The sequence below is a fragment of the Bacillus sp. 37MA genome, from assembly GCF_000372765.1.
Taxonomy (GTDB): Bacteria; Bacillota; Bacilli; order Bacillales; family Domibacillaceae; genus Domibacillus; species Domibacillus aminovorans.
The window spans coordinates 1,736,005-1,748,678 of record NZ_KB889752.1; the positions used below are offsets into that span (position 1 = coordinate 1,736,005).

Sequence of the window (12,674 nt, forward strand, 5' to 3'; positions counted from 1 at the left end):
TCAGCACCTCTTTCATATCATTTTTACAAATTGTAGCATATGCAATAAGGATGAATCCAACTTATGTAATTATAGAATTCGTCTCAAAGCATATAAGAAAAAACCCGATTTTTAATTCGGGCTCTTTTCTTATATGCAGTAAACTCTAATCAACTAAAATTTAACTTCTTTTCTAACTTGGAAGTCGCTTCTTCATCTGCTACTATGATAACATTTGGATGATTCTGTAATACAGAAGCGGGACAATTCACACTAATTTCTCCTGTGAACATTTGATAAATCGCCTCTGCTTTTTGTTTACCCGATGCAAGAAGCATGATTTCTTTGCTTTTTAAAATGGTGGCAATACCCATTGTTATTGCATGAGTCGGGACTTCAGAGGATTCATTAAAATAGCGGGCATTTGCCTGGCGTGTGGATTCAGTCAATTCCACTATATGGGTGACCGTGTCGAAAAGTGTACCCGGTTCATTAAAGCCAATATGACCGTTTTCACCTATCCCCAATAGCTGCAAATCAACGCCGCCAATTTCATCAATGATGGATTCGTAGCGTTTCGCTTCTTTTTCAATATGATCAGCACGCCCATTTGGAATATGAATATTTTCTTTCGGTATATTAATATGATTGAACAAATTTTCATGCATGAAGTAATGGTAACTATTTGGATGATCTGGCGCAATGCCTGCGTATTCGTCTAAATTGTAAGAATTCACGTGTTGATAAGACGTGTGATTTTTTTTATAGTCTTCGATTAATAATTCATACGTCCGCACGGGTGTCTCGCCTGTTGCCAAACCAAGCGATACGCTTGAACCGGACTTCACTTTTTCCAGAATACGTCCGGCCGCAAAAGTACTCATTTCTTCATGACTTTTAACATTAACAAGTCTCATTCATCTCATTCCTCTCGTTAAAAGACATGTTTCAAACCAAATTTATCTTACATAATTTCCTTTAAAAAACTATTGCCGAATTCCGGACTTTCGATACCTGCGTATTCAGCCATTGTGGCTGCGATATCGGCCATCGTCTTTCTAGTACCAATTGAAACCTGTTTAATCGTTGGTCCTACAATTAAAATCGGGGTTTGCTCTCTTGTATGATTAGAGTGTCCAATCGTTGGATCGTTGCCATGATCGGCCGTGATAATTAAGATATCCTGATCGCTTAATTCTGGGAGAAACGAAGCCAAAAATCGATCCGATTCCTCTAAAACTTCCTTGTACCATTCACTGTCTTCCTTGTGCCCCGCCAAGTCTGTTTCTTGAACGTTTACAAGGAAAACAGCATTCTCTTCACTTTTATCGTAAAGCTCTCGATACGTCTCCAGCACATCCTTTGTGTTTACAATCGGAAACTTAGCACCACGCGCATGGATAACATCCGCGGTTTTCCCAATCCGATATACAGGGATTTCATTTAATTCTGCCATATAGGCAAATTGCTTTTCGAAATCAATCCCATATCCTAAATGAAGAACTTGGTACCCTTCTCCATACACATTTGCTTTTGGACTATCGACTCCCCATTGCTGACCAGAATTTTTCTCTTTTACAACAGATAAAATCGTCTCAATATTCGTCTTTTCATTTCCAAAAACAATTACCCTGCTTGTATCTACATTTTCTCTCACAATTTTCCCGATTTTCGTCAGTTCTTCAAAAGTTAACTGGTTTAAATCGCCTACAACATTAATAATATTTCCCACCTGTGATTCAAGGTTGTCTCCGATCACAACAGCCTCATTGACAAGTAAGAGCGTTGCCCCGTCAATGGGACGACGCACATCATATCCTTTAGTTTCTAACGCTGCCTTGATTTGATGCCCTACATCCTTCATTAAACGTTTGTTAGGAACACCAGGTTTGCTTCCCATTAATTCCTGATGTCCCATAAATGTATCTGCCCCGGGATGTGCCAGGTTGCTCTTGCCATAGGCCGCTTTCGGCGTACCCGCATCGTCTACGATCTTGCCTAAGCCTAGATCGTATAAAGTAGGGATTTTCAGATCGATTGTTTCTCTTATATGCTTATACGTATGGGCCGTCACGTCTTCAGGCTTTACTTCTTTACAATCATCCATAGCACCTACACCAAATCCATCTAAAACAAGCAATGTCATTCTTTTCATTTCTTACATCCCTCTTCTTTGAAAATAAATAACCTCTGGTTTTTGAGAATTCACATTTCTTACGAATGCTACATGTGCTCTCGTGACAAAGATTTGAGTTCGAAATGCATAAATAACAGAATCGCCAACATTCATGTTGTTTTCCCGCACTAAGGAGCCGTAATAATCAATATTTTCAGGTGATGCTTCATGCACCTTTGTTCGCTGTTTCACAATATCAGTTGTATTGGCTCCGTATAATGCGTTTTCTACATTTGAACGCGGATAAAATCCACCCGCTATTGTATAGGCGTTTGCTTCGTCCATGTGAGAAATTTCTGATACGTAAACAATGCTTGGAATTTCTGGTAAATCTTCATTAAATGCATGTAATGGCGTTGTTCCTGTTAACGCATGACCTGGCTCCCCATGAGTCACCCCAGCCTCTTTCAGCATCGAAATCGTATAACAACTTGTTGCACTTGGAGCGTTCACATGTGTAACGTTAATTCCTTTATTTTCAAGAATTTTGCGTGCCATCTTTAATGTTTCCATATTAGATGTGAAAATAAAATCATCTTTTTGCTCGTTTATTTGAACAGCTGGAAAACTCGTAATGCCAATCACATTAATTCCTTTTAGTATGAGAAGTTCATCCAAAGATCTTTCAAGCTGATCTAACAAAAACCCTCCAAATTGACCTGGGTATACCATATCCGTCGATCTGATTACTCGGAGAATGACATCTTGTTTCAGTCCTAATTTCTCTGCCGCATCAGATAACTGCTGCCCTCTTTCAACAGAAAACAGAGTGACAACTTCCGGCTGAATTTTCGTTAATACTTCTTCCCATTGTGACTTGCCCGGCTGAACAATATGACCGATATTCCCGATATGGCATTGTTCTTTTTTTAGCTCAAATGCTTCGTCAATATCAACCGCCACAGCACGTTCAATTCCATTTTGTTCGATCAACTGACCGACAAAACCGCTTCTGCCAATTTGTTTCGTCATATAATACAAATTAAAATCATGCTCTTTTGCTGTTTTACTCAGCTGCTTCACATTATGCTCAAGTGAGTCTGCGTCAATGACATAAGTGTTTGCCGGAATTTCCCCATTTTGATGAAGTTTCACGGCTGCTTTTACTAGTCCTTCATTTCGTTTCAGCGTCATATTTAAAAACATGGGCTGGTCACTCCCTTGATATTTCTTCTATTACATTGCGTAAAATTCGAATCACCGTGGTTGCAGAAGATTTCATTGGATTTACCCGGACCCCATGTTGTCGTAATTCAGGTTCGCTTTCCAAAAAGCTCGCAGATACTCGATAAATCATCGGTACTAATTCATAACGTGATTCAGCACCAACCGGATAAGTGGCTGCTCCATATTTAGAAGCTGTTTCAATTACTCTTGATGCAATCGGCTGTTCAAATTCTACAATCACGTTTTTAGATTGTGAGTTTGTGATGTATGCTTCTTTTATTCCTTGAACCTCTCCATTATTTAAACGAAGAGCCAGTTCTTCGACTTGTTCATTTTGCACAGCGATCATAACCGGTGCAAAAGCCAGGCTTCGAAGCAGTTCATGCGCTTCAAAACCCTGGACTTGTCCACCGCCAGAATAGTTTCGCTCGTGAATTCGGGCGAGGGTTTCTTTTCTGCCTAAAATGATGCCGATTCCTTCTGGTCCAAGCAACTTGAATCCCGAAAAAGTTGAAAAATCCGCTCCAAAATCGGTTCCGATTTCTTTCATTTTCATTGCACAATAATTGTCATCTACTACAACTGGTAAATCAGGGCGTCTTTCTTTAATGAGCGAAATAACTCTATTTAAATCGTAAACATCCCCTGGCTGTTGACGAGAATGCTGTATATAGAAAGCCTTCGAATCTTTATCTTGTTCCAGAGCATGCAGGAGCGCTTCTTTGTCATTAAAATTAACTCGGTTTTGCTTTAACCCCATCAAACGGAATGTCTCTTTTGTCGTTGTATACATAGGGGCAGTATGAGTGATACATTGATCTCCCGCTTCAAGCAGCGCGCTGAGAATGACCCGGATTGCTCCGGTCCCACTCCCTCTCACTAATGCACAAGCCTCTGCTTTAAATGTCCGGGCAAGTACTTTTTCAACGCGTGCCGTTATTATTGGGCGATGATGTTCTGGCTGAATCCCTACATCACCAATCTGAAAAAATTCATTATTTGAGAACTCTCTAGTCACTTCATCCAACAACCGGAATTGTAGACCTTTTGCTTCCTCTAACGTCATATTTTCCAATACAGATTGTTCGTATTTATTCTTCATACGCTGCCCCTTTTTCTGACTCAAAACGAGTTATTTGACTTTCTGTGTTCAACTAGAGATAAAGTATTAATAAGCTAAGAACGCACGCGGATTATGAATAAGTAGTTTATCAATTGTTATATTCGATACTCCATTTTCTTTAAGGGCAGGGATAAAGTACTCAAAAAGATGATTGTATCCATGTCCTCCGTAGCTTTTCAAGTGAGATTTCCGCGTAATATCACAGGAAAGCATAATCTGATCTTCATATCCTTGATCGAGTAATTCAATTAAATTGCGAAGGCGGTCCGTGTCTTTTCGATAGCTGTTTTTGCCAATCGTATCAAACTGGATATAGGCACCGCTTTGCAAAAGAAGAAGTTGTTCTTCTATATCTTCATTTAAATCCTGATGTCCAAAAGATACACGGTTCATCTGTACATCCTTCTCCTGAAAAATAGCAAGCTGCTCTTTGCCCATTGTTCCAATCTCACAATGTGTACTGATCGGAGCTCCTGTCTTTTGATGAGCCATGATGGATGCATGGAAAACTTTTCTTTCCGTTTCCGTAATTTCTTTATAACTACTGCCAATTTCCGCGATCAAGCCCGCTTTAATAGCTGTTTGATCCATTCCTTCTAAAATGTCTTGAATCATAATGTCTGCAAGTTCTTCCACCGATTTTTCAAACACAAAGGAGGGATAAACGGATTCTTTGTAAAATCCAGTCGACGCAACAATAATCAGATCATGCTTTTTGGCAATCTCATACAAAGACTGTGCGTTCCGTCCCATGCCAATATTAGAAACTTCGACAATCGTATTGCTTCCAGAGTTTTTAAGTTTCTCGATTTCTTGATCAAGTTCTGGAGAATCAACAAGAGTAGAATCTTTATCCTCTTCTTGTCTGACACCCGATAGATCAAAGACGAGATGCTCATGAATCATCGTATTTTTGATATGCTGTGGATCTATTTCTCCTGTAACGGAATGAACTTTCATGCTAAATTCCTCCTAAAAGAAAAGCGATAAACTTATCTTTCAATTGATTTAAACTAGGTGAAGAACATATAACAGGTTAAGAATAATTCCTGTTAAGATAATGGCAACTGGACCTGCTGCCAGCTTCATAATCGGACGTCCAAGACCTTCATTTGCAGCGTATAGAAGAATGTAAATGGTCAGTGACAATCCTACTGCATCCGGTGCCATCTTCATTGCAGCAAATGCTCCACCGATAAACAATGCTAGCTCTATCATGGAATTCATCGATGAACGAATATTATCGGATGATTCCCGTAATGATGGATATCGTTGCAGAAAACGTCCAATTCCGCGCAAAGCAACAATTTCTAAACAAATCCAAACAGCTCCAACGATTCCTGCTAGGACTGGGTTTGGTAATAAATAGCCAATAGGGAAAACAAATGTTAGACCTACAACCCCATAAACACCTGTGGCAATAGCCGTTGTAACGATTAATGGGATAAAGCTAATCCCCCGGATAATATCTGCAATCGCAGCGCTCTGTAAAAGCTCTCTTTGCTCTTGACCTGTGGCATCCCATGCTTGTTGAAGGATTGGACCTGAAACCTCGGAACCAGTCATCAACCCGAGATTAGCCGCCATTGCCAGAAGCGCCCCGATTCCTGCTAAAAGAGGAATCCCTTTATAAATTCTTTTTGTACGGGCATCAAAAATGTTCTCTTCTTCACTGTTAATAACAATATCACCTTTATTTTTAAGATCTTTTATAATAGCAAAACTGACTAAGAGAATCATGCCGATTAACATTAAAACAGCGACTTGCATTGTAAAACTGGAAATGGTCGTACCTAATGAGTAATTATTTGCAGCTTGTGATATCAAATCGAGTACTTGCTGGTTTTGCCCAGCTCCCGCTTTTAATGCATCAATCTTTTCTGCAAATTCAGCATCTTTTGCAAATGAAATACCCGTTAATTGACTGGCTTGCTCCACGTTCATTTCGGCTTTATCGGTATAGACGCCACCTACAACTGGAAGTAGCTGGCGAACAACCAAGGCAATAAGCCCCGATATCGATGCCTTAACCCAACCGAATTGATATAAAATCGCAATAATTGGGAACGCTGTAAAAGCAACAAGCACTGGCGTTGAAAGTTCACCTAGAGCACCGAGTAAATCAATTGGCAATAAAGTAAAGGCTGCTTGTACACCTGTAAGTCCAAAGAGGGCAACTAGACCCCATGCTCCGCCAAGTGCAGCTGCTATCCACCATCTAGTGGCCATAACGCCTAAAATATCCGTAGGAAGAAAGAGCAGCCATGGATTTAACAACTCAAAGGACACCGCAAAGGAAAGGCCTACAGAAACGATAAATCCAATACTTAAGCCAAATGAAATCGAAGCAAGCTCAGAACGCTTCATTCTGCCTTCTAAATACTCAGGAAGAATCGGGCGGATTCCATCATGAAATACCGCCTTTCCTAAATGAGCTGCCACTGCTGTTAATGCTGTAAGCAGCATAATAACAGAGATTTCCATAAATGATACATTTTGTAAAATACTCATAGTACCGCCCCCCTATTAAAAATTAAAGACCATGTTTTTTGAGCAAGTTGTTAACGATCAGCGGTACAGCTTCTTCAATACTTTCAACGGCTACACCGAAGGCAATTTTCCCTTCTTGAACTAGCTTTTCAATTGTCTGTGCATTAGGCTTTCCGCCTGCTTTTGCAACAGTGGAGCAATTCCCATATCCCAAAATACCGATTGCTACAGAAAGGGCTGCCCCTCCACCGCTGTTACAAGCACCTAAATAATAATCAGCCTCTCCAGCTTTTACTTTTTTAGCGCCTTCAAAATCCGAAGTAATCGTAACCTCTACTTGATCTCCACCTGCAGCTTTTGCGCTTCTTTCAATAACATCTTTCTTAAGTCCTCCAACTACGATTCTTAACATTACGCATTCTCCTTTCCTGTTAATAAACAGAAGTATAATGTAATAAATGCCGCTTCAGCACCAATATCTGCACCTGTTTGACTATTATCTCTCAGCAAATCTTTCGCAAATTGATAATAATCACGGTTCGTTTGAATAACGTTTTCGAGTTCGCTTGAAATGTCCACTGCTGGTTTATGTTCAGAGATTCTTTGTAAAGCAACCGACAAGTGGCTTGCAAAGGAGCCTGCATTTTCCTCTTTCAGATTTACTCCCAAATACTCCTCGACCTTTTCAAAAATAGCCGGTAACCGATTGTAAATATCCTCACTTATTTGATTTGTATCATGCAACAAATCAAGTCTTTCATTTAAACTTACATCCATTTTCGTTTCCCCTTCCAATCCAGCGTGATTTTTATTATAAATATCAGTAATGACAAAAAGTGTTTAATTATTGCAAGCACTGATTTTTATTGTTTACGGTTTATAACTGGCTTAATCAGTTGAATTTCATCACCTCCTTAAATGAAAAATAATCAATATACAGTTTTTTGTATTTTAGTTCGAAAAAAAATTAGTATTTAGGAATAACTTCACCTTTCACTACGCTAGTTTGAATTTCCACTATTTTATTCCGAGAAAGTAGGTTAACGATGTAATCCATTTTTCGATTATCGCTTCTAATTACACACACCGCTTCATTCATTTGCTTCTCATACTCTATAGCAAGCGGGGACGAAAGTGGCTGAATGTTTAGAGAAGCCGAATCGATCTCATCTATATTCCAGATCATGGCATCAATCGTATTTGCTTTTAAATGCTGAAGTAAGTGCATATAGTTAAACTCCAAATATTGAATATCCAGTCCACTTGCTTCTGCATGCGTTAAGATCTTTTGGTCAGTAGATAAACTGTCAATCCCGATTTTCATTCCGTTAGCCAGCTTTTTCTTTTTCGGATCAGAAAAGATGACAGCGTGTTCTGATACATAAGTATTTTCGCCAAACCCTAATGCAATATGGCAATCTGTTTCACCATTCAAGTCTTCGATCGCAGAAAACTTCGACATTAAAGCAAAGTCATATCTGCCTTCTCGCACTGCTTCAAGACGGGGCTTTGAGCCACGCATAAACGCAATATTAAGTGAGAGCCCCAAACCTTCCAATACCGAAGTGAATCCGGTTGCAAGACCTTCATACTTTTTAGAATAAGGCAGCGGCATTACTGCTAGTATTTGATTCGCTCCGGAGAACTTCAATAAGCTGGCAATGTCTTTAAACCTTAAAAAAGTACCTAGATGTCCTCGCGCTTCAAGTTTAATACATTTTTCATTTTCTAAAATCTTTAGGGCAGACTGTATAGTGCCTCTGCCAACCGCAAACTTTTCCGAAAAATCACTGACTTTCGGCAATCGTTCATTTATCTCTATGAATAACAACTCTTCTGCTATTTTTTGCAGGATAAGACCTTGCTTTGAATAGAAGTTTTCCCACATTACATTTCACCAACCAGATCATTATACGATTTTTTGTATTTTCTAGTTTGAATTCTACACCATAAAAAAAGCGTTTACAACAACTTTTTTAAAAAAAATTTTAACAAGTTATTCTATATACAAAAATCTGTATATTGTATATCATATTAAAGAAACAGGTTTCTGCCTCTTTGCACACCTGTACAAAATGGAGGGATTTCTAATGTATCGTATCGTATTTCTTGATATCGATGGAACCATCTTAAACTCTAACGATGAATTTGAGGAAAAGCTCATTCAGGCAATTCAAGAGTTGCAACAAAGAAATGTTTTAGTATGCTTAGCGTCCGGACGATCATTGGATGGATCCATCATATATGGAGAAAAATTTGGATGCTCGTATTACGTTGTTTATAACGGGGCCTACGTAATCTCGAATAATACCATTATTCATGACACGAAAATACCTGCTGATTTAGCCTTTTCTCTTTGTGAAAAAACAAATGAATTCAATGGAACGTATGTCCATTTTTCTGATCGTTCTGCTCGTTCTAATCATCCTCCGGTTGGAGTTGAATACTTGCTCCCGAAAGCCAAACCATCCAATGTCCTAGATACTAATTGCGATGCTCATCGTCTGGCTCTATATCTCAATGAAGAACACCGCGCAGTTCTGAAAGAAGAAATAAATGATGCAGCCAGTTTTGATGAAGGCGACCGGCTGGAAGTTTTTCCTTCAGGTTCAAAATGGACCGGTATATTGCCTCTAATCAATGACTTGGGCATCGCCTCGGACGAAGTCGTAACAATTGGAAACGGCACAAATGATATAGAAATGTTGACGGCCGCTGGCTTAGGTATCGCTATGGGGAATTCTCCCGACTCTGTAAAAAAGAGCGCTGACTGGATAACAGAGGATAATGATCATTATGGTGTTCTCTTAGCATTGCAAAAGGTGTTTAATTTACATAATTAATTTCTAATCCTTTTATAGGCTTTGCAATCAATGTTATTAATCATTCTTCACATCATATGAAAAACATTTTTATAATGGTTTATTTCACGATAATAGCGCAAGAATAGTTGCACAATCGCAACTATTCTTACGCTATCGTTTTAATGATTATTCATATTCTCCAATAATCTTGGCTGCTTTTTCTGTTATGGACGTATCAATCGCTTCGTCAAAATTGAATTCCCCACGAATGGCTCCATTTTTCTTATACATTTCATACTGATCGCGAATATCGTCAATGAACATCTTGCCATTTGGATCAAGCCCTGTCACAAATACATCTTCCCAAACGGCAGCATCTTTTAAAGCGGTGTATTGTGTCATGATGTCGATAATGTCGTCTTTCCCTTCGCCTTTTTTGAAGGCATCGTTATAATCACGAACCCCTTTTAAATACGCGGCCATGAAGCGTAACGACACATCTTGTTCGTCTTTCATGAATTGCGGTGATCCAAGTACCATCGCGATTTGTGCTTCCGGTGCGAAATCGGTTGCATCACCGAAACGAACGTGAATGCCTTCTGCTACACCTTGTGTAATGAGTGGTTCAATTTGCAGCGCCGCATCAATCGAGCCATTTTCGATGGCTGCCATCATGTTGCCAAAGTCAGACATAATCACAAATTCAACGTCGTCTTTCGTCAGACCTGCGTGCTCAAGCATTTGATGGAAAATGTAATCATCCACAGCATGCTCAGTGGAAACGGCAATTTTTTTGCCTTTCAAATCACTGTAGTCCTTTATTTCACCTTGTTTATCAGCACCTATAACAAACGTGAAATACGATTTTCCTTTTTCATTGTGCCCTTTATCGGCGATAATTTTCACATCAATTCCTTGGGCAATAGCATTAAAAAATGACGCGGACGATATGCCGCCTGCAATATCCACATCACCGGATGCGAGGGCTGGTAACATATCATCACTATTCGAAAATGTCGCAAACTCCACTTCAATGTTGTAATCATCAAAATATCCTTTTTCATTGGCAATATAAAAACCTGCGCCTGACGCAGAACCATCTTCCGCAATGACAACTTTCGTCTCCTTACTTAAAGGTGCTAAATCGCCAGACGGATTATCTTTACTTACGTCGTCATTGATCTTCATCGATCCCTCTTCCGCACACCCCGCCAGTAAAAGTAAAACGCCTAACATCCCTAACCACCTTTTCATTAATACGCCCCCTTCACATTCTTGACCCTTGTACTTCCACCTGCAAATGCTGCCAAATATCCAAAAATTTAGAAGACATTACTGGATTTGATCGCATGTCTTCCAGTTTTCTTGGCCGCGGCAAATCTATTTTCACCTCATCAATGATTTTGCCAGGTTGTGCACTCATGAGTAATACCCGATCACTTAAATACAACGCTTCGTCTATACTATGCGTAATGAACAACACCGTTTTCTTTGTTTCAGACCAAATGGATAACAGTTCTTCTTGCAAAATATATCGGTTCTGCTCATCCAACGCCCCAAATGGTTCATCCATCAGCAAAATTTCAGGATCATTCGCAAATGCTCTTGCAATGCTGACCCGTTGCTTCATCCCACCGGACAGCTCTTTCGGGTACATTTTTGCGAATTTTGCTAGTCCCACTTTATTCAAAAAATAGTTTGTTCGTTCTTTTACATGCGTTTTTGGTAAATGACGCATCTTCAGGCCGAACGCTACATTTTCTTCAACCGTTAACCACGGCAGAACGCCTCGTTCTTGAAACACCATAGACTGGTTCGGACGATCTTCATTACTTCTCTCAATTTTGAAATCACCTGAACTTTGGTTTTCAAGTCCAGCTAATATGCGAAGCAATGTTGTTTTTCCACAACCGCTCGGTCCAACGAGACAAACAAATTCTCCCTCTTCGATATCAATTGAAATATTCTCAAGCGCAGTAACGCTATTTTGTTTTTTATAAAACACTTTCGTCAATTCATGAATCGATATTTTGGGGTTCGGGCTCACGTCGTCACCTCCATGGTATTAGTTTTCGTTGCAGCCCCCGTAATAACAATGAAAAGATATAACCAAAAAACGAAATAAGAATCAATCCAACAAACATTTCTTTTAATAAAAAGGCACTGTAGGACGTCCAAATCAAATAACCAATTCCTGACCTTGCCCCCATCATTTCAGCTGCGACTATTGTCAGCAAGGCGATGGCCTGCCCCATCTGAATCCCTTCTAGCATGACTGGAAGCGAGCCAGGTAAAGCGATTTTCAAAAAGAAGTCTTTCCTGCTGGCTCCGTAGTTTTTGGCCACATCCAAGTAAATGGAGTCGATTGAGATGACACCCGCGACTGTATTGATCACAACGGGAAAAAAAACACTTCCCGCAATGGTGACGACTTTCGACATTTCACCAATGCCAAAGATGATTAAAATAATCGGTAATAAAGCAAGTGTGGGAATGGGCATTAACGCCATAATAAGAGGAGAAATAAAATGTCGAATAGGTGCATACAAGCCCATGCACAAACCGATGATGATCCCAGGAATGACACCTAGTAAGAAACCAGCGAAGATTCGAAACAAGGAAATGTTTATGTGATGAAACAATTCACCACTTGTGAGTAATTCAATAAATGTAGAAATAATGGCGGTGGGTGGCGGGAAAAATCGTGCGTCAATCAGTCCACTTTGAGATAAAAATTGCCAAATAAGCAAAAGACATATGGGAGAAAATATGGTTAACCATGTCTTCAGTCTTCGCTTTGTTTGTTGTTTGCGCCATTCTTGTTTTTCTGTTTCGATTGGATTTTTTATATCCTTCATTTTCACCACCTCTTCATCAGAATAATATGTAGGTGTTCGAAAATGTGTGCACAAAACACAAGGTGCCAATCGTTAGC

13 protein-coding genes are annotated in these 12,674 nt (G+C 39.6%); 1 reads left to right on the top strand and 12 read right to left on the bottom strand.

Going from position 1 to position 12,674, the window contains the following annotated elements:
* Positions 1-149 precede the first annotated feature (149 nt).
* From nagB to yhfZ, 9 genes are all read right to left on the bottom strand, one after another.
* Positions 150-896 carry a glucosamine-6-phosphate deaminase gene (gene nagB / locus A3M5_RS0109765; RefSeq protein WP_018393584.1) on the bottom strand — a complete coding sequence of 249 codons (747 nt, stop codon included), beginning with the start codon at positions 894-896 and terminating at the stop codon, positions 150-152.
* A 47-nt stretch (positions 897-943) separates the two neighbouring features.
* Positions 944-2,134, bottom strand: coding sequence for a phosphopentomutase (locus A3M5_RS0109770; RefSeq protein WP_018393585.1), 1,191 nt, complete (start codon positions 2,132-2,134; stop codon positions 944-946).
* 3 nt (positions 2,135-2,137) lie between these two features.
* Entirely contained in the window at positions 2,138-3,301 is a 1,164-nt protein-coding gene (locus A3M5_RS0109775) for a YhfX family PLP-dependent enzyme (RefSeq protein ID WP_018393586.1), read from the bottom strand.
* Between the two features lie 7 nt (positions 3,302-3,308).
* Positions 3,309-4,424, bottom strand: coding sequence for an aminotransferase class V-fold PLP-dependent enzyme (locus A3M5_RS0109780; protein WP_018393587.1), 1,116 nt, complete (start codon positions 4,422-4,424; stop codon positions 3,309-3,311).
* 66 nt (positions 4,425-4,490) lie between these two features.
* The gene (locus A3M5_RS0109785; RefSeq protein WP_018393588.1) at positions 4,491-5,405 is read right to left on the bottom strand and encodes a phosphotriesterase family protein; all 915 of its coding nucleotides are present in this window, start codon (positions 5,403-5,405) and stop codon (positions 4,491-4,493) included.
* 48 nt (positions 5,406-5,453) lie between these two features.
* Positions 5,454-6,956: a YhfT family protein gene (locus A3M5_RS0109790; RefSeq protein WP_018393589.1), complete on the bottom strand. Its 1,503-nt coding sequence runs from the start codon at positions 6,954-6,956 to the stop codon at positions 5,454-5,456.
* 22 nt (positions 6,957-6,978) lie between these two features.
* Positions 6,979-7,347: a DUF2620 domain-containing protein gene (locus tag A3M5_RS0109795; protein ID WP_018393590.1), complete on the bottom strand. Its 369-nt coding sequence runs from the start codon at positions 7,345-7,347 to the stop codon at positions 6,979-6,981.
* Complete coding sequence (locus A3M5_RS0109800) at positions 7,347-7,712, bottom strand: PRD domain-containing protein (protein ID WP_018393591.1); 366 nt, start codon at positions 7,710-7,712, stop codon at positions 7,347-7,349. The genes A3M5_RS0109795 and A3M5_RS0109800 overlap by 1 nt, the downstream gene beginning before the upstream one ends.
* A 190-nt stretch (positions 7,713-7,902) precedes the next feature.
* On the bottom strand, positions 7,903-8,823 hold the full coding sequence (yhfZ, locus tag A3M5_RS0109805; protein WP_018393592.1) for a GntR family transcriptional regulator YhfZ: 921 nt from the start codon (positions 8,821-8,823) through the stop codon (positions 7,903-7,905).
* A gap of 202 nt (positions 8,824-9,025) precedes the next feature.
* On the opposite strand from yhfZ, the gene A3M5_RS23760 reads away from it, so the two are divergent.
* Positions 9,026-9,778: an HAD family hydrolase gene (locus A3M5_RS23760; protein WP_018393593.1), complete on the top strand. Its 753-nt coding sequence runs from the start codon at positions 9,026-9,028 to the stop codon at positions 9,776-9,778.
* Between the two features lie 147 nt (positions 9,779-9,925).
* Here A3M5_RS23760 and A3M5_RS0109815 read toward each other — a convergent pair whose 3' ends face one another.
* The 3 genes from A3M5_RS0109815 to A3M5_RS0109825 are packed head-to-tail and all read right to left on the bottom strand — an operon-like array spanning position 9,926 to position 12,597.
* Positions 9,926-10,993, bottom strand: coding sequence for an ABC transporter substrate-binding protein (locus A3M5_RS0109815; protein WP_018393594.1), 1,068 nt, complete (start codon positions 10,991-10,993; stop codon positions 9,926-9,928).
* A 13-nt stretch (positions 10,994-11,006) separates the two neighbouring features.
* Positions 11,007-11,786 carry an ABC transporter ATP-binding protein gene (locus A3M5_RS0109820; protein ID WP_018393595.1) on the bottom strand — a complete coding sequence of 260 codons (780 nt, stop codon included), beginning with the start codon at positions 11,784-11,786 and terminating at the stop codon, positions 11,007-11,009.
* A 4-nt stretch (positions 11,787-11,790) separates the two neighbouring features.
* Entirely contained in the window at positions 11,791-12,597 is an 807-nt protein-coding gene (locus tag A3M5_RS0109825) for an ABC transporter permease (RefSeq protein WP_018393596.1), read from the bottom strand.
* Positions 12,598-12,674: the final 77 nt, after the last annotated feature.

Bases quoted from the DNA above. Each gene is read 5' to 3' on its own strand.
- nagB (WP_018393584.1), bottom strand. From the start codon at position 896: ATGAGACTTGTTAATGTTAAAAGTCATGAAGAAATGAGTACTTTTGCG.
- A3M5_RS0109770 (WP_018393585.1), bottom strand. From the start codon at position 2,134: ATGAAAAGAATGACATTGCTTGTTTTAGATGGATTTGGTGTAGGTGCT.
- A3M5_RS0109775 (WP_018393586.1), bottom strand. From the start codon at position 3,301: ATGTTTTTAAATATGACGCTGAAACGAAATGAAGGACTAGTAAAAGCA.
- A3M5_RS0109780 (WP_018393587.1), bottom strand. From the start codon at position 4,424: ATGAAGAATAAATACGAACAATCTGTATTGGAAAATATGACGTTAGAG.
- A3M5_RS0109785 (WP_018393588.1), bottom strand. From the start codon at position 5,405: ATGAAAGTTCATTCCGTTACAGGAGAAATAGATCCACAGCATATCAAA.
- A3M5_RS0109790 (WP_018393589.1), bottom strand. From the start codon at position 6,956: ATGAGTATTTTACAAAATGTATCATTTATGGAAATCTCTGTTATTATG.
- A3M5_RS0109795 (WP_018393590.1), bottom strand. From the start codon at position 7,347: ATGTTAAGAATCGTAGTTGGAGGACTTAAGAAAGATGTTATTGAAAGA.
- A3M5_RS0109800 (WP_018393591.1), bottom strand. From the start codon at position 7,712: ATGGATGTAAGTTTAAATGAAAGACTTGATTTGTTGCATGATACAAAT.
- yhfZ (WP_018393592.1), bottom strand. From the start codon at position 8,823: ATGTGGGAAAACTTCTATTCAAAGCAAGGTCTTATCCTGCAAAAAATA.
- A3M5_RS23760 (WP_018393593.1), top strand. From the start codon at position 9,026: ATGTATCGTATCGTATTTCTTGATATCGATGGAACCATCTTAAACTCT.
- A3M5_RS0109815 (WP_018393594.1), bottom strand. From the start codon at position 10,993: ATGAAAAGGTGGTTAGGGATGTTAGGCGTTTTACTTTTACTGGCGGGG.
- A3M5_RS0109825 (WP_018393596.1), bottom strand. From the start codon at position 12,597: ATGAAGGATATAAAAAATCCAATCGAAACAGAAAAACAAGAATGGCGC.